General features: G+C 71.2%; 11 protein-coding genes. 3 read left to right on the top strand and 8 right to left on the bottom strand.

Translation table 11 applies throughout. The features are described from left to right. Positions 1–69: 69 nt before the first annotated feature. The gene (locus ACH442_RS11330; protein ID WP_396337840.1) at positions 70–1,875 is read right to left on the bottom strand and encodes a glycoside hydrolase family 9 protein; all 1,806 of its coding nucleotides are present in this window, start codon (positions 1,873–1,875) and stop codon (positions 70–72) included. Between the two features lie 112 nt (positions 1,876–1,987). Here ACH442_RS11330 and ACH442_RS11325 point away from each other — a divergent pair, with 112 nt between their 5' ends. Next, a complete protein-coding gene (locus tag ACH442_RS11325; protein WP_396337839.1) occupies positions 1,988–2,617 on the top strand; it encodes an NADPH-dependent FMN reductase in 630 nt (209 codons plus the stop codon). A gap of 221 nt (positions 2,618–2,838) precedes the next feature. Here ACH442_RS11325 and ACH442_RS11320 read toward each other — a convergent pair whose 3' ends face one another. The 4 genes from ACH442_RS11320 to ACH442_RS11305 all read right to left on the bottom strand — a co-directional run bounded on the left by ACH442_RS11320 (position 2,839) and on the right by ACH442_RS11305 (position 6,522). After that, complete coding sequence (locus ACH442_RS11320; RefSeq protein WP_396337838.1) at positions 2,839–3,591, bottom strand: calcium-binding protein; 753 nt, start codon at positions 3,589–3,591, stop codon at positions 2,839–2,841. 547 nt (positions 3,592–4,138) lie between these two features. Continuing rightward, positions 4,139–4,792, bottom strand: a complete 654-nt coding sequence (locus tag ACH442_RS11315) for a response regulator (RefSeq protein ID WP_396337837.1) — start codon at positions 4,790–4,792, stop codon at positions 4,139–4,141. Between the two features lie 66 nt (positions 4,793–4,858). After that, positions 4,859–5,959, bottom strand: coding sequence for a sensor histidine kinase (locus ACH442_RS11310; RefSeq protein WP_396337836.1), 1,101 nt, complete (start codon positions 5,957–5,959; stop codon positions 4,859–4,861). A gap of 62 nt (positions 5,960–6,021) precedes the next feature. Next, a complete protein-coding gene (locus ACH442_RS11305) occupies positions 6,022–6,522 on the bottom strand; it encodes a hypothetical protein (RefSeq protein ID WP_396337835.1) in 501 nt (166 codons plus the stop codon). A gap of 143 nt (positions 6,523–6,665) precedes the next feature. On the opposite strand from ACH442_RS11305, the gene ACH442_RS11300 reads away from it, so the two are divergent. Together ACH442_RS11300 and ACH442_RS11295 are read left to right on the top strand one after the other, a co-directional pair. Continuing rightward, on the top strand, positions 6,666–7,889 hold the full coding sequence (locus ACH442_RS11300; protein ID WP_396337834.1) for a cytochrome P450: 1,224 nt from the start codon (positions 6,666–6,668) through the stop codon (positions 7,887–7,889). Between the two features lie 28 nt (positions 7,890–7,917). After that, complete coding sequence (locus ACH442_RS11295; RefSeq protein WP_396338129.1) at positions 7,918–8,511, top strand: FIMAH domain-containing protein; 594 nt, start codon at positions 7,918–7,920, stop codon at positions 8,509–8,511. Between the two features lie 34 nt (positions 8,512–8,545). On the opposite strand, the gene ACH442_RS11290 is transcribed toward ACH442_RS11295, so the two are convergent. The 3 genes from ACH442_RS11290 to ACH442_RS11280 are packed head-to-tail and all read right to left on the bottom strand — an operon-like array spanning position 8,546 to position 15,875. Then, positions 8,546–13,360, bottom strand: a complete 4,815-nt coding sequence (locus tag ACH442_RS11290; RefSeq protein WP_396337833.1) for a DNA repair ATPase — start codon at positions 13,358–13,360, stop codon at positions 8,546–8,548. Further along, complete coding sequence (locus tag ACH442_RS11285; RefSeq protein WP_396337832.1) at positions 13,357–15,312, bottom strand: SPFH domain-containing protein; 1,956 nt, start codon at positions 15,310–15,312, stop codon at positions 13,357–13,359. The genes ACH442_RS11290 and ACH442_RS11285 overlap by 4 nt, the downstream gene beginning before the upstream one ends. Beyond that, positions 15,312–15,875 (bottom strand): hypothetical protein, encoded by a 564-nt coding sequence (locus ACH442_RS11280; protein ID WP_396337831.1) that lies wholly within the window; start codon positions 15,873–15,875, stop codon positions 15,312–15,314. Before ACH442_RS11280 ends, ACH442_RS11285 begins: the two co-directional genes overlap by 1 nt. Between the last annotated feature and the right edge of the window lie 92 nt (positions 15,876–15,967).

Below are 15,967 nucleotides of genomic sequence, written 5' to 3'. Positions count from 1 at the left end.
TGTCGCCGGGAAGCTGGGCCGATCCGGCAGTCATGGGGTTTTCGGGTGACTACGTACCGCTACCAAAGATCAGTCGGTGGCGGCCAGCGCGAACGCCAGCATCCCGGTCGCGGTGAAGTCCAGGGACGGCTCGTTGGTCGCCGAGACCCGCATGTCGTCGAGGTACTGCGCGTCCTCGCGGTCGAACTCGGTGTACGACCCGTCGGAGCAGAGCGAGTCCGGCGTCTCCTCCTCCAGCGACTCCACCCGTCCCGCCCGGTTCGGCCCGTTGACCACGGCACCGGTCAGGGAGGTGTGCGTGAGGCTCCCGATCTGGTCGTGCGGGCACTTCGGGTACTCGTCGCCGGCGCCGATCACCATCGACACGCCCCACCCGTTCGCGCCGAGGGCCACGCCGCGCTGAGCGGTGGCGAAGGCGTCGTAGCGGCCGTCGCCGGTCATCCGCCGGTAGAGCGCCGCGGTCGCCGCCCAGCCGAGCTGCCGGGCCGCGTAGTCGGCCCCGCCGGCGCCCGACGCCGCGTTCATCGGGTCGGCGGCCGCGGCCTTGACCGCCTTGTCCAGCCGGGCCCGCAGGTCGTAGACGAGCGCGGTGGCCGGCGCCAGCCGGTACATCTCGGCGTCGGCCAGCACGTCGACGTCGTAGACGGTCAGCCCGTCGTCGCCGCCCCCGGTCTCGTCGGCCCAGCGTTGCGCCTGCTCGGTCCAGCCGGCGAGACGCCGGTCGCCGAGCGCCTTCCCGGCCAGGGCCACCTCGGCCCAGCCCAGGGCGAGGTCGTCGGATGAGCTCTCCTCCGGGTAGAAGTCGCGCGGGACCGTGGTGACCAGGTCCTCGCCGCTCATGCTGGTGTCGGCCTGACCGAGCAGCCGCGCGGCACTGTCCAGATGCGACTTCGCGCGGGCCGGGTCGGAATCCGCTTCCACCTGCGCGGCCAGGGCGAACGCGGCGGCGACCCGGCCGGCCAGGTTCGGGCTGATCGGCTCGCCGGGGTCGGCGGCCCGGAACACCGGCCGGTAGCGCAGGTAGTAACGCCGGTCACCGGGCTGCACGTCGAGCTCGTCGTCGGCCTGCGGCAGGCGCCAGGTGTCGTGATCACCGAGGTATTGATCGTTTCCGGCCACGCCGACCTGGGTGTAGAGCACGCCCTGCCGGTACATCCGGGTCAGCCAGTCCATCCCGTGCCGGATCTCCGCGGTCAGCGCGGCCGGCGCCGGACCGTCCCGCTGCACGAGTTGCATGACGATCAGCGCGTACGCCGTGGTGTGCGTGAACTTGAGGTAGTCGCCCGCGTCGAACCAGCCGCCCTCGACGTCGAGTTTCGTCGCGGTCGGTTCCAGCGTGCCGTCGTCGTCCACGGGCGTGTGGTAGACCGTCGCCGCGCGGTCCTCCAGGTGGGCGGGGGTGCGCTGCCACGCGCCGCCGACCTGGTCGGCACCGTCGCGGTGCGCCTGGAAGTACTGGACGGTGTCGGCCACCACGGGGTTGAAGAGCCGGCCGGCGGCGTCGATGCGGAACGCCGGGGACTCGGCGGTGACACGGTCGTCGACCCGTACGCGATAAGTGCCCGGAGTCCGCAGGGCCGTGAGATCCAGCGGGTTGATCGCGCGATAGCGCTTGTTCCAGTCGCCCCGGCTGGGCCCGGCCGTGACCGTGAGCACCGGATCGCCGTGGCCGTCGACCACCGTCGCCTTCGCACCGGCCACGTCGGCCGGCGCCATCAGCAGCGCGACCTTCGTCTCACCGGGCGCCCAGCCGACCTGGTCGAGGCGGATCCGGGCGGCCGGCAGCACGGGCCGCGGCGCCGGACGCGGGGCGGTGCACGAGGTGGTGAGCAGGATGAGCAGGATCAACGGCAGGTGGTGCGGGCGGTGCTTCACGATGCGCAAGCTTCACCGAGCGCTCCGGCGGACGGACGTACCCGGTGTGCGCCAAAGATCTGACAGTTCGCTGTGAACGGTCCGTTCGCTGCGAGGACGTATCGTCTCCGCCATGACCTGCGTCCTGCTGATCTCGGGCAGCACTCGCGACGGATCCCTGCACACCGCGGCCCTGCGCACCGCGAGCCGGCTGGCGCCGCCGGAGGTCGACGCCACGCTCTACACCGGATTACGTGACCTGCCGGCGTTCGTGCCGGGCGACCCGGAACCGCCGGCCTCGGTCATCGAGCTGCGCAACCGGGTCGCCGCGGCGGACGCGGTGCTGTTCAGCACCCCGGAGTACATGGGCTCGCTGCCCGGCAGCCTCAAGAACCTGCTCGAGTGGCTGGTCGACGGGGGCGTGCTGAACGGCAAGGCCGCGGCCTGGCTGTCAGTGGTCGGCCCGGGGCAGGACGAGGGCGCCCGGACCGGCCTCGAGACGGTCCTCGGGCACGGCGGCGCCCGCGTGCTGCGGGCCGCCTGCGCGCGGATCCCGCTGGACATGCGGGCCGTCGACGAGCAGGGGCTGGTCACCGATCCGCAGCTGCACCAGGCGCTGCAGGACATGCTGCAGGCACTGGTCCGCACGCTGGCGATGGCCCGGCCCGCGCCGTCGTGGCAGGTGCACTCCAGCCTCTACCCGGTGATCACCGCGTCCGACACTCCGGCCTTCGGCCGACGACCCGACTTCAACGGCTTCTAGTGCGTTGACCATGAACGTTCACCGGTCGATGACACGCCGGGCGGCGTCCGCTGGTGAAGTCCCACGCTCCACGGGGGTGATGCCGGCCGTTGGCGGGAGGCCGTCACCGCCGGATCGACCACGACACCGATGCGTTCGTCGTCACGACGGCCGAAGACCGCCCGAGCACACCCGGGCGGTCTATCACCTGCTGGAGTCGGCGCAGACTCGCCGATGACCCACTACTGGACGATGCTGTCGTTGCCGGAGCCGCCGACCAGCGTGTCCTTGCCGGCGCCGCCGAGCAGACGGTCGTTGCCGGCGTTGCCGTAGAGGACGTCGTTGCCGGCGTTGCCGAGCAGGAAGTCGTTACCCGAGCCACCGTAGATGATGTCGCTCTTGTCGGCCTTGCCCAGCTCGCCGTCGAGGTCGCCGCCGATCAGGTCGTCGTTACCGGCCTCGCCGTACAACTTGTCCTTGCCCGCGCCACCCTCCACGTGGTCGTTGCCGCGGCCGCCACGGAGGGTGTCGTTTCCGCGTCCACCCTGCACGTCGTCGGCGCCGTTCCCGCCACTGAGGGTGTCGTTGCCGGAACCGCCGAAGACGGCGTCGTTGCCGGAACCGCCGTCGGCGGTCAGGGGAACCGAGCCGCGGCTCTCGACGAAGTCGTTCTTGTCGCCGAGCGTGACCTTGAGTCCGGTCGGTTTCTTCGCGGTGGTGCACTTGACCTTGGTCTTGTCGCCCTTGACCGGCTTGCAGCCCTTGCCGGCCTTGATGGCGACCTTGTCGTCCAGGGTGATCGTCCGGCCGGAGATCGTGATGATCAGCGCGTTGGCCTGACCGGCAGCCGCGGTGAATCGGACGACGGTGCCGTTCTTCCCGACGACCTCGGCCTTGGCCGCCGAGGCGGCCTGCGCCGGCGAGGCGAAGAAAGCTGACGTGGCGGCGGCCGCGATACCGATCGCGGCCAGCTTCTTACGGCTGGCACTGAACATTGAATCCCCCGTCTTAGCTGCTGATACGCCGATCCTATGAGGACTCCCGGCCGGTTCGTCTCCCGGCTTCGTGCCACCCGGTGACGAACATCGAATTCCGCAGCCCGCCCGTCGTGGATGTTGCGGCTGTGCCGGCGCGTCTGTTCTGCGCCCGGCGACGGGCGGCGTCCCACCCCGCCGGGGTGGCGCCGTGGGTGCCGGACCGGCCGGCCCGGTGAACGTTCATGGTCGACGCGGTAGCCGTACGTTGTGGGCCCGCCACTCATCGACGACCGTCACGCGACGACGGATTAGCGCTCGCTGTGATGATCTTTAAAAGAACCTCAAGTGAGGGGTCAGTTCCGGGGCCGGTGACGCATAGTGGACACCCGAGTCGCTCCTCCGGAAGGGATCGTTGCCGTGGCCAGCGCAGACCCGTTGCACCCCCGTATCATCGTGGTCACCTTCTGTGATTGCTCCTCAGTGGAGCATCCGGTTCGCCCGGCCGCCCGTCGCCGTCGCCTCCCGGTTCGCCCGCCGCGCTTCTCCCGTCGTCACGGCGGCTGATTCAGGCGCTCAGGCCATGCTGGTACGCATAGCGCACGGCCTGGGCCCGATCGCGCACGCCGGCCTTCGCGAAGAGCCGGTTGACGTGTGACTTCACCGTCACCTCGGTGACGTGCAGCCGCTTGGCGATCTCCTTGTTGGACAGTCCCGCCGCGATCAGCCTCAGCACCTCCACCTCCCGCGCGGTCAGCCCGTCCGGCAGGGCTGCGCCCGGACCCGCGGGGACCGGCCCGCTGCCGGTGGCCGCCGCGAGCAGCCGCTGCTGCACCTGCGGGTCGAGCACCCCCTGCCCGATCGCCGCCGCCCGCACCGCCTGCGCGATCTGCACCCGGCCGGCATCCTTCGTCAGGTAGCCCACGGCGCCGGCCTGCAACGCCCCGAGGATGTGCTCGTCGTCGGCGAACGTGGTCAGCACCACCACCCGGGTCTCCGGGAAACGCGCCTTGATCAGCGCGGTCGCCTCCACCCCGTCGCGCCGCGGCATCCGCAGATCCATCAGCACGACGTCGGGGCGTTCCCGGCCGACCAGCTCCAGCGCCCGGTCGCCGTCGGCCGCCTCGCCGACCACCTCGACATCGTCGAGCAGGCTCAGCATCAGCGCCAGCCCCTCCCGGACCACGGTCTGATCGTCGGCCACCACCACCCGGATGCTCACCCCGGAATCCTGACACCCACTCCCCGGTCCCCGCGCCCCGGACCGTCGGGGACGGCGTGCCGGCGCTCATCCGGGGAGCCTGACGTCGACCAGCCAGCCGTCATCGTCCGGACCGACCCGGAGCGTGCCGCCGGCCAGCTCGGCGCGCTCGCGCAGGCCCAGCAACCCGTAACCGCTGGACAGCCCGGAGACCGGTGGACCGGCCGGGCCGTGGTTGCGGATGCGCAGGGCGACGGTGCCCGTCCCGTACGCCAAATCGGTCTCGACGATGCTGCCCGGCGCGTGCTTGCGAACGTTGCTCAGCGCCTCCTGAGCCGCTCGGAACAGCGCCAGACCGGTCTCCGCGTCCAGCTCCCGCGGCTCGCCGCCGACCCTGAACGTAGCCGGGACGCCCAGGTCACGCCCATAGCCCGCGGTCAGCTCGCCGATCAGCTCGGGCACCGGCAGCGGGTCGCCGCGCAGCGCGCTCACCGCCCGGCGGGTCTCGGTCAGGCCGTCGCGGGCCAATGTCCCGGCGCGGTCGATCAGCACCGCCGCATCCGCCGTCCGCTCCCGCTCCAGCAGCGCGGCGGCCGTCTCCAACTGCACCGACAGCGCCGACAGCGAGTGCGCCAGCACGTCGTGGATCTCCCGCGCCAGCCGTGCCCGCTCGGCCAGCGCCGCCGCCCGGGCCTGCTCGTCGGCGAGCAACCGCTCCTGCTCGACGCCGGCGTCGCGCTGCCGCCGGAGCAGGACGGCCAGAGCCACCACGATCGTCACGCCGCACCAGAGCGCGATCGTGCGCGTCTCGACCCCGTGCCAGGCCAGCGCCGCGACGAGTGCGAGCAGCCCCAGACCGGTCAGCACGCCGGTGGTGACCAGGCTGAGCACGGCGGCGCTGCTGGCCAGCGCGACCATCAGGTAGACCGGGGCGAGCCCGGGCCCGGCGAGCGCGGTCAGCCACAGTGAGACGACGCCGGTCACGCCGACCGCGATCAGGTGCCGCCGCGGGGACAACACCCGCAGGGCCAGCACGGCCCAGCCCAGCCCGCCGATCACCAGCCCGGCCACCAGGGCCGGGCTCAGCGGTGAGTCCTGGACCATCACGACGGTGACGACGGCCAGGACGATCAGGTTGCGGGCCCGCCGCCACATCGGCAGCAGCCGGGCCCGGTCAAGGGTGAGCACGACGTCAGTCTGCCGAACCGGAGGTGTCAACCGGGTGTCAGCGCTTCCGTGGCTCATGACGGTCAGCGCCCGGCCGTGTTCCGGTCCCGGCGGCGCGGCGCGAACGGCGCCCCGGTCGCCATCGCCCGCGGCCCGACCACGGCCGCCTCGCCGAGGAAGCTCAGACCCAGGGCCAGCACCATGGACGCGGTGAGCACGGGCCGGTCCGCCCCGAGCGAGACCGCGGCCGCCGCCTGCCCGAACCGCAGTGCGATCAACGCGGCCCAGACGGCGAGCGTCACCCAGGTGTAGCGGTACCAGACGTGCCCGTCGCGCACGTGGACCTGCACGGTCCGGCCGCGCAGCGCCCCGCCCGCGACGGCGATCACGCCGCCGGAGATCAGTGCGACGAGGTCGGCCGTGGCGTGGGCGAAACCGGTCTGGGCGACGGTGTAGAGGCCGTACGCGGTGAGCACCAGCGGCATCACGAACAGCCGGCGCGCGGTGAGCGGTTCACCCATGAACCTGCGGACCATGGTGTAGGCGAGAACGGCGATGACCAGGAGCGCGGTGGCGAGATTCATGCCACTGAAGGTAGGAATCGGAACGGGTGGAGCGCCGCCACCCACGGGTGGAGAACCGGGTGGAGATCCGTGGTCGGGTGACGGATATGTCCACCTGAGGGACGGTATTGTCGGTAGCCGATTCCGGCATTCGGGGAGGACCGATGACGCAGGAGATCGTCGACCTGGGCGGCACGGCGTTCCAGGAGGACCCGCACGCGGCGTATGCCGACTGGCGCCGCACCGGGCCGGTCCGCCGGGCCGTCCTGCCCAGCGGGGCGCACGCCTGGGTCGTCACCCGCTACGAGGACGCGCGCCGCGCGCTCACCGATCCGCGCCTGTCGAAGCAGACCACCGCGTCGGCCGAGGGCCGGCCCGCCGGCGGGTCCCGGACAGCCGGCGCGGCCCCGACGTCGGCGAGCATCGGCGCGGCGATCTCCCGCCACATGCTGGCGGTCGACCCGCCGGATCACACCCGGCTGCGCCGCCTGGTGTCGGCCGCTTTCACCGCCCGCCGGATCGAGGCGCTGCGCCCGCGGATCGAGCAGATCGCGACCGAGTTGCTGGACGGATTCGAGGGCCGCGAGCAGGCCGACCTGATCGACGAGTTCGCGTTCCCACTGCCCATCCAGGTCATCTGCGAGCTGCTGAGCCTGCCTCAGGAGGACCGGGACGACTTCCGCGAGTGGTCGGACGTGGTGGTCGCCGGCTCGGCGGCCGGGCCGAGACTGGGCCCGGCGATCGAAGCGATGGTGGAGTACATCCGCGCCCTGCTCGCCGAGCGGCGCAAGGCCCCCGGTGACGACCTGCTCTCCGGCTTGATCCAGGTCCGCGACGCCGAGGACCGGCTGACCGAGGACGAGCTCTCCTCGATGGTCTTCCTGCTGCTGGTGGCCGGCCACGAAACCACCGTCAACCTGATCGGCAACGGTGCTTACCTGCTGCTGCGCGACCGCACGGCGTGGGAGCGGCTGCGGGCCGACCGGGAACTGCTCCCGGGTGCCATCGAAGAGTTCCTGCGGTACGAGGGCCCGCTCAAGACCTCCACGTTCCGGATCGCCACCGAGGAGGTGGAGCTCGGCGGGGTGACCATCCCCGTCGGCGACGCCGTGATCATCGGCCTGCTCTCGGCCAACCGGGACGGCGAGCAGTTCCCCGACGCCGACGAGCTGCGTCTCGACCGCGCGCCGAGCCCCGGTCACCTGGCCTTCGGGCACGGCATCCACTACTGTCTCGGCGCCCCGCTGGCCCGGCTGGAGGCACAGGTCGCGTTCACCGCGCTCGTCGACCGGCATCCCGGCCTGCGGCTCGCCGTCGCGCCCGGCGAGCTGACCTGGCGGCCCGGCCTTCTGCTGCGTGGCCTGCAGGGATTGCCGGTCTTTCTCTGAAGAGGGCATGATGTCGGCCGTGTCCGACATGCATGATCCCCGGCCGTCGTCGCCGCACTGGCCGACGACGGTGCTGCCGACAGTGCCCGAGCAGGACAAGTATCAGCGGGCCGGCCGCATCCGCCTGATCGTGCTCGGCTCGGCCGGGGCCTTCCTGGCGATCGCCATCGGCTACTGGGCGATTGCCGATCCGGGCGACGACGACACCCCGGCGCCGGTGGCGGTGGCCAGCGTCCCCGTCCAGGTGGTTCCGACGCTGAGCATCGAGCCGCTGGAGGAGTCGAGCACCGCGCCGACGAGCAAGCCGCCGACGAGCAGGCCGGCCACCCAGCCGGCCACCTCGCCGGTCAAGGTCGCCCAGATGATCGGGCAGATGCAGCGGGAACTCGGGGTCCTGGTGCGGGGCAGGCAGCTGGAGCGCGACGACGCCCGCTCGCTGAACCAGCGGCTCCGCAAGATCTCCGAGTCGATCCGCAAGAACGACAAGGAGAAGGCGGTCGACCGGCTGGCGGACTTCGCCGAGAAACTGGACGACCTGCGCGACGACGAGAAGATCAGCGAGGCGGGTTTCGACGCCCTGTCCGGTCAGGCGGCCCAGCTGGCCACCGCGCTGGACGGGTAGGCGCCCCCGGCCGGGCAGGCCGGGGACGCCGGGGCTACGCGGGCCGGGCCAGGCGCCCGATCGCGGCCTCGATCCCGGCGATCCGGTCGGCCACCAGGGTGACCGCCCCCGCCGCCCGGACCATCGGGTCGGCCTCGCTCCCGCCGAGCGCCTGCTCACGCAGGTAACCGGCCTTGACCTCGGCCCACCGCTGAGCCCGCGCCGGGTCGAGCCGCCCGCGCAGCTCGGCCAGCTTGAGCAGGTTGGCCTCGGCCCCACCGGTCAGGGTCTGCGCCTCACCCAGGTAGTGATCGTCGAGCACCTGTTCCAGCTCGTCGTCGTTCATCGCGGGCACGATCCGCTCGGCCAGCTTGTTCATGTTGCGGTAGGAACCTTGCAGCTTGAACGGTGGCTCGGTCCGGCTCGAGTCGGCCTGCGCCGCCGAGGCGATGTAGGCCTGGTTGACCCGCAGCACCACGCGTTGCGCCTGTCGCATCCGGCGCAGCACGGCCAGGACCTGGTCCAGCTCGGCGGCGGAGTACGGGTACGACAGCCGGTCCGCCCGGGCTGTCTCGTCACCCTCGGCCAGCCGCAGCAGCAGTGGCAGGTCGGCGGCGTCCCGCGCGGCGAGCGGGGCCAGCACGGTGTTCGCGGTCAGAGCGTTCTCCAGGTAGGAGAGCTCGAACAGATCCTCCCGGCCGGCGAGCACATCGCCGAGGTTCCACACGTCAGCGCGGTTGGCGAGCATGTCCGGAATCCGGAAACGACGACCGCTTTCGGTGTACGGGTTGCCGGCCATGCAGACCGCGAACCGTTTGCCCCGCAGGTCGTACGTCCGGGTCCTGCCGTTCCAGACGCCCTCCATCCGGCGCTGGGCGTCGCACAGGGAGATGAACTTCTGCAGCAGCTCGGGGTTGGTGTGCTGGATGTCGTCGAGGTAGAGCAGGACGTTGTTGCCCATCTCCAGCGCGAGCGAGATCTTCTCCACCTCCTGCCGCGCGGTGGCGTCGGGCGCGTCGGCCGGGTCGAGCGAGGTGACGCCGTGTCCCAGCGCCGGCCCGTTGACCTTGACGAAGACCAGGCCGAGCCGGTCGGCGACGTATTCCATCAGCGTGGTCTTGCCGTAGCCGGGCGGGGAGATCAGCAGCAGCAGACCGGAGCGGTCGGTGCGCTTGTCGTCGCCGGCCGCGCCGATCTGGCGGGCCAGGTTGTCGCCGATCAGCGGCAGGTAGACGTCGTCGAGCAGCCGGTTGCGGACGAACGTGGTCATCACCCGCGGCTTGAACTCGCCCAGCCGCAGCCGATCCTTTTCGGTCGCGGCGAGCGCGGCCCGTTGCTTCTGGTAGGCCCGGTAGGCAGGCATCCGGGTATCCCGGAAATGTCGAGCCTCGGGAAGCAGGGCGTCCACCCGGACCGTCAGCCGTCCGTCCACGATCCGTGGATGCACACCGAGCAGGCCCGACACCGTTTCGCTGGTGGCGGCGGACACGTCGTAGCGCGTGAGCGCGGTCAGTTCGACGGCCACCGCTTCCGGCAGATCTGATTTGTCGCCGGCATCGGGCCTGGCTGCCAGAAACGCTCCCAGCCACGCGTGCGCCAGCTGCCGCCGAGCGGCCAGATCCGATTCGAGTTCGCGCAGGTCGTCCGCGAATCGCGCGCCGCCCGACTCGCGATGGAACCGGTCGAGCAGAGTGCGCGCTCCCGCGCTGGTGGCGAATCCGTGACCGGAGGCCAGCTCCTCGACCAGATACTCGCCGACGGAAGTGCCGGCGGCCACATCCAATTCGGACACCAGCTCGTCCAGGGCCGCCCCCGCCGACCCGAACAGCTCCCGTGCCCGTACCAGCGACGACGCCCGCAACGTCCAGAGCTTGCGCTGTTCGCCCGTCGTTCCGAACGCCCAGAACAGCTGCGCCTCGGCCCGCGTGGTCGCATCGAACCGGAGCAATCCGGCCGAGGCGTGCAACCGCAGCAGCGCGTCCAGGATCACCGTCGCGTCGGCGTCGTGCACGCCCCGTTCGTACCCCTCGTCGTACCTCTCCTCGGCGGCCCGGCGCACCAGATCCCGCAGCGTGCCGTCGACCTGGGCGGCAGCCGCGCCCGTGGGGTCCGCGGCGAGGATCGCCGCCGCCAGATGTTCCGCGCGATAGAGCCCGGGGAACTCGGAGATCAGTGGCTGGTCCCAGAACTCCCTGGTCCGCGCGAAATCCGGGTCGGTGATCGGCGCGCGGTAGTCGGTGCCGGTGATCGCGTACGCCAGCCCACCGTCCTGCGGCACGAGCGTCAGATCGATCGCCTGCTCGTTGACCGCGAACGTGTGCCGCCCGAGCCGGATCCCGCCGTCGCCGAACAGGTCGAGCCGGTCCCGCAGCGCCCGTCCGGCTTCCTGCCGAGCGGCTTTGAGCTGCCCTTCGAGTTCCTCGGCGCGGACGGTGTCGCCGGTCGCGCGCAGTTCGCCGGCGACCGTCCGGACCTTGGCCACCATCGGGTCGGTGGCGAAGTACGTGTTGACCTCGTCCGGATCCGCGAGCGTGGTGATCCGCCGGTGCACCGCGCCGAGGATCCGGCGGGCGGAATCGGCCAGCCGGTCGGCGCGGCGGGCCCGATCGTCGAGCAGCGCCTGCCGCCGGCCGGCGATCGCCTCGTAGACCTCGGTGCGTTTGGCGGCGAGCCGCTCGCCGAAGTCGTCGACGTCGCCGAACCGGGTCTCCAGGGTCTCCACCTGGGCCATCAGCCGGGCCAGGTGCTCGTCGCAGCGTTCCGGGGTGTCGGCGGCGGCGAGCGCGGCCGACACCGACTGGCCGAGCAGCGCGAACTCGGCGGCGAACGCGGCCCGCCCCTCGACCGCGGACAGCTCGCGGCGCCGGGCGTCGAGGGTGGCGCGGGCCCGGTTGAGCCCGCCGAGCACCGTGCCGATACGTTCCAGGATGGACACCCGCACGGTCGCGTCGGCGATCTCCAGCCCGCCGACCACCTCGGTGACCACCTGCAACCCGTCGGACTGCTCGGTGATCCGCCCGGCGACCGGTTCTGCCTCGGCGACCGTGGCGATGCCCGCGGCCTGCGTGGCCAGTTCCTCGACCCCGGTCTGGTAATCGGCGAACGCGTCGGGCCGGCGCAGGAACTCGACCGCGCGCCGGGCCGTGTCGTCGGTCGCCGTGACCAGCGACGCGGCGATCTCGTCGAGCCGGGCGACGTCGGCGTAGCGCATCTCCCGCAGCCCCGCCAGCCTGCCCCGTTCCCGGCGCAGCTCGGCGAGCCGGCTCACCCAGCCGCCGGTCGTCGTCGGCGCCTCGGCCTCGGCCCGCCGGATCAGCGCGACGGCGGCGGCCTCGGCCTCGGCCAGGGCCTGCGCGGCCTGCTGGGTCAGGGCCTGCACCGACGCGAACTCGTCGAGCACCTGCTTGGCCGCGGCCCGCACCTCGGACAGCGGCCCGGCCAGGTTCTCCAGCTCCGGTTCGCCCAGCCAGTGATAGGTGTCGAAGGCCCGCGTGCAGGCCGCGATGATCGCCTCGAAGACCGGCCCGGCCGCGGACATCTCGTCGACCATCCGGGTCACCGACAGCGCGTCGGCGATGCCCCGGACCAGGTCGGCGTTGCCGATCCGGCCGAGCGGCCCGGTTCCGGCGGGCTGGGCGGCGGCGTGGGCGTCCGACACGTACGAGGTCCGCCACACCTGCACAGCGTGGACACGAGTCGGCTCGGCAGTGCCGGCCTGATCGGGGCTGCGCAGCACGACCAGGGTGCCGTCGTCGAAGATCGCGTAGCCGTGGCCCGCGATCGGCGTCGCCACCTCCTTGCGGATCACGTTGTAGGGCAGCAGCAGATACCGCCCCGACCCGGCGTCGTGGAAGACGTGCAGCACGTCCTCCCCGTTGACCGATTTCACCACCCGTTCGAACGCCAGCCCGGTGGTGTCCTGGTCGAACGTCTTCGCGACCCCGGTGGCCAGGTAGTACCCGCCGGGGAAGATGACGCCCTGGTCCTCCGGCAGCCGCCGGCACGCCTGACCGATGCCGTCCAGGCGCCGCACGTCCCGGGTGCGGGTGTTGAAGACCAGGTGGCGGTACCCGGTCTCCTGGTAGGGCAGGACCCGGAGCAGGATCAGAGGCCCGACCCGGGCGTACGCGATCTCGGCATCCGCCAAGCTCTGCAGCGGCTCGTCGACGGGTTCGGAGTAGATTCCCTCCCCGTCCTCGGTATTGTTCTCGACCTTGACCGTCAGCGTGCCGCCGACCGTCTCGACGAACACCTCGTCCTCGATCGAGACGTGCGGGTGCCGACCGAGCACGTGCTGCTCGCGGGTGGTGGCCGTCCAGGTGAAGTCGTGGGTCGGCGGCAGCACGTGGTCACGCTCGCCCCGCGCGTCCTGGTACGCGATCGTCCCGTCCACGCCGACCCGCCAGCGCAACACCTTCAGGTCGCCGGCCCGCGCCCCGGTCTGGAAGACCGCCAGCAGCAGCCCTTCGACCCGGCGCAGCTGCCGCAGCCGCGTCTCCTTGTAGTAGCGGTACAGCTCGGCGAAGTCCCGCCGGAAGCCCGGGTCGTCCAGCAGCCCGGGCACGTGGGCCGGCTGGAACTGCCGGTCGACCACGGTGAACACGTCGTCCACCGACGTCTCGGCCTTCATCCCGAGGAACGCGTTCGCCCCGAAGAGCAGCGCGTCCCCGGCCGGGGCGACGTCGGCCGGCACGCAGTTGTTGCCGGTCCGGATCCGCTCGGTGCCCAGCAGTTCGGTCTGCTGGGCACCGAAGGCCTCGACCCGGCGCGCGTTCAGTGCCTCGGCCCGCTCGCCCAGCTCACGGGCCTTGGCGCCGAGCCGCGCCCGCAGCACCTCGTAGGTGCCGGCGTCGATGGTCGATGCGGTCACTCAGACCGGTCCTTCTTCAGCTGGTTCGCGACGGCCGCGGCGACGCTCAGGTTCGCCACGTCCGCGGTCGACACCGAGCTCGCCAGCTTGTGCAGGTCCTCGGCGAGGTCGCCGTCACCGTTCAGGTAGCGGGCGCCGACGCCCTGGACGACCGAGCTGTGCTCGACGAACCCGTCGATGCTCTTGCCCAGCGTGATCGAGCCGACCAGCTTGTCGAAGAAGACCGAGTCGCCACCGACGATGTCGATGTTCGCCTTCTCCAGGCCGGCCGCGACGACCATGGCCTGGGACTCGGCGATCTCCTTGTGCACGGTGATGCCGGCGAGCCGGATCTCCTTCTCCATCTCCAGCCGCAGCCGGTACTCCTCGTGCGCGCGGGTGACGTCGTCGAGCGTGGCCATCGCGCCGGCCTTCTGCTCCAGGCCCACCGCCTCGCCGAGCAGCTTCTCCTTGATCGCCTCGGCGGCGACCATCGCCTTCTGCCGGTCGACCGCGGCCTCGGCCAGGCCGGTCTTCTCGATCACCTCGGCCTCGGCGCGGCCGGTCTTGGCGATCGCCTCGGCGTTGCGCTCGCGGACCTGGACGTCCGCCAGGCCGGCCGCGGCCGTCTCGGCCTGCACGCCCTCGGCGAGCCGGATCTTGGCGCGGGCGTCGAGCTCGGCGGCCTGCTGCCGGGCCTCGGCCAGCAGCAGTTGCTCGCGGGCCTTGAACTTGGCCGCGGCCTCCGAGGCCTCGGCCGCCTTGATGTCCTTGACCAGCGACTCCTGCGCCTCGGCCTCGGCGTTGATGATGACCGCCTGACGGGTGCGCTCGGCCTCCTCGACGGTCCGCAGGCGCTTGATGTTCTCCTCCTGCTCGGCGACCGTCTTCTCCACCGCGATGCGCTCCCGGATCACCTCGGCCATCGACCGCTTCTCGGTCTCGACCTCCTTGTCCTTGGCGATGGTGGACAGCTCGGTCTCCCGCTGCCGGCCGATCACCTCGAGCATCCGGTCCTTCTCGATGCGCTCGGATTCGATCGCGATGACCCGCTCGCGGTTCTTCTCGGCGACCGCGATCTCGCGGGCCTTGTTCTCCGTCTGCACGCCCAGCTGCTGGTCGGTCTTGATCCGCGCGGTCTCGGCGCGCAGTGTCTCCTCGGCGCGGGCCAGCGCGATCTCGGCCTCCTCGCGGGCCCGGATGGTCTCGATCTCCCGGCGCTGCTTGATCTCCGCGTCCGCCTTGCGGCGTTCCAGTTCGAGGATCGCCTCGCGGGCGTCCACGTCCTGGCGGGTGATCTCCTTCTCCTCGTTGCGCCGGAAGTCGTTGGTGCGCACCGACTCGATCGCGGTCAGCTCGGTGATCTTCCGGATGCCCTGCGCGTCCAGGATGTTCTTCGGGTCGAGCGAGGTCAGCGGGGTCTGCTCGAGGAAGTCGATGGCCGCGTCCTCCAGGCTGTAGCCGTTGAGGTCGGTGCCGATCACCTCGATGATCTGGTCCCGGAAGTGGTTGCGCTTGGTGTAGAGGTCGACGAAGTCGAGCTGCTTGCCGACGGTCTTGAGCGCCTCGGAGAACTTCGCGTTGAACAGCTCCTGCAACGTCGACTCGCTGCTGGCCCGGGTGGTGCCGATCGCCTGGGCGACCTTGATGACGTCCTCGGTGGTCTTGTTGACCCGCACGAAGAACGTGATCCGGATGTCGGCACGGATGTTGTCCTGACAGATCAGGCCTTCACGACCCGTACGGGAAATCTCGATGGTCTTGACCGAGATGTCCATGACCTCGGCCTTGTGAAGAACGGGAAGCACCACCGCACCGGTGAAGGTGACGTCCACACGGCGCACCTTGGAGACGATCAACGCCTTGCCCTGTTCGACTTTACGGAACATCCGGCTGAAGAAGAACAGCACGCCGATCGCAATGAGTACGACAACGGCGATAAGCACACCGAAACCGGTGGAGACAACGTCCATCAAAGGCCTTTCTTGGCGATATCGGCGGGGACGACCCAGAAGAACTCGCCTTCGGGGTCGGCGTCGTAGATGAGGGCGACGGTGCCGGCGGAGAACTCGTCCGTGCCGGCCTGACGGACCTGGATGATCGCCGACGAGCCGTCCGCGGCGTGCACCTCGGCCTGGCCGAACGTGGCGGTCACCCGCCCGGTACGGATCACGCAGGTCAGGCCGAGGAAGTCGGCGCGCGAGGCGTCCGGGCCGGTCGGCAGCAGCCGGCGCAGCGGGATCGCGATCAGGCGGGTCACGACGACGGCGGCGAGCAGGGCGAGAATCGGGACGATCCCGAGCGGGAGCGAGGCGTGCCACTCGCTGCCGGCCAGGGTGCCGAACCAGGCGAGGGCGACCAGCAGCGAGACGAAGACCGGCACCGGAACGCCGAGCAGATCACCGTGCCCGTGACCCGCTTCCGGGTCCGCGCCGCCGACGATCACCACGATCCAGTAACCGATCACGAGAATCAGCAGGGGAGTGAGGAGAACGGTGGGGAAGCTCAACGCGGCTTCGATGAATCCGTTCCCCATGAATGTGTTCCGTCCCCCGTTTGCCGGTAGCGATCCACAGGGTGACAGCCCACGTCAAACGCGTCTGTCCCCGGATAGGTGATCCCTGGATG

The organism is Actinoplanes sp. NPDC020271, from assembly GCF_044388125.1.
In the GTDB taxonomy this organism is placed as follows: domain Bacteria; phylum Actinomycetota; class Actinomycetes; order Mycobacteriales; family Micromonosporaceae; genus Actinoplanes.
Note: the sequence above shows the minus strand (reverse complement) of the source record. Positions and strands in the feature narration are given on the sequence as shown.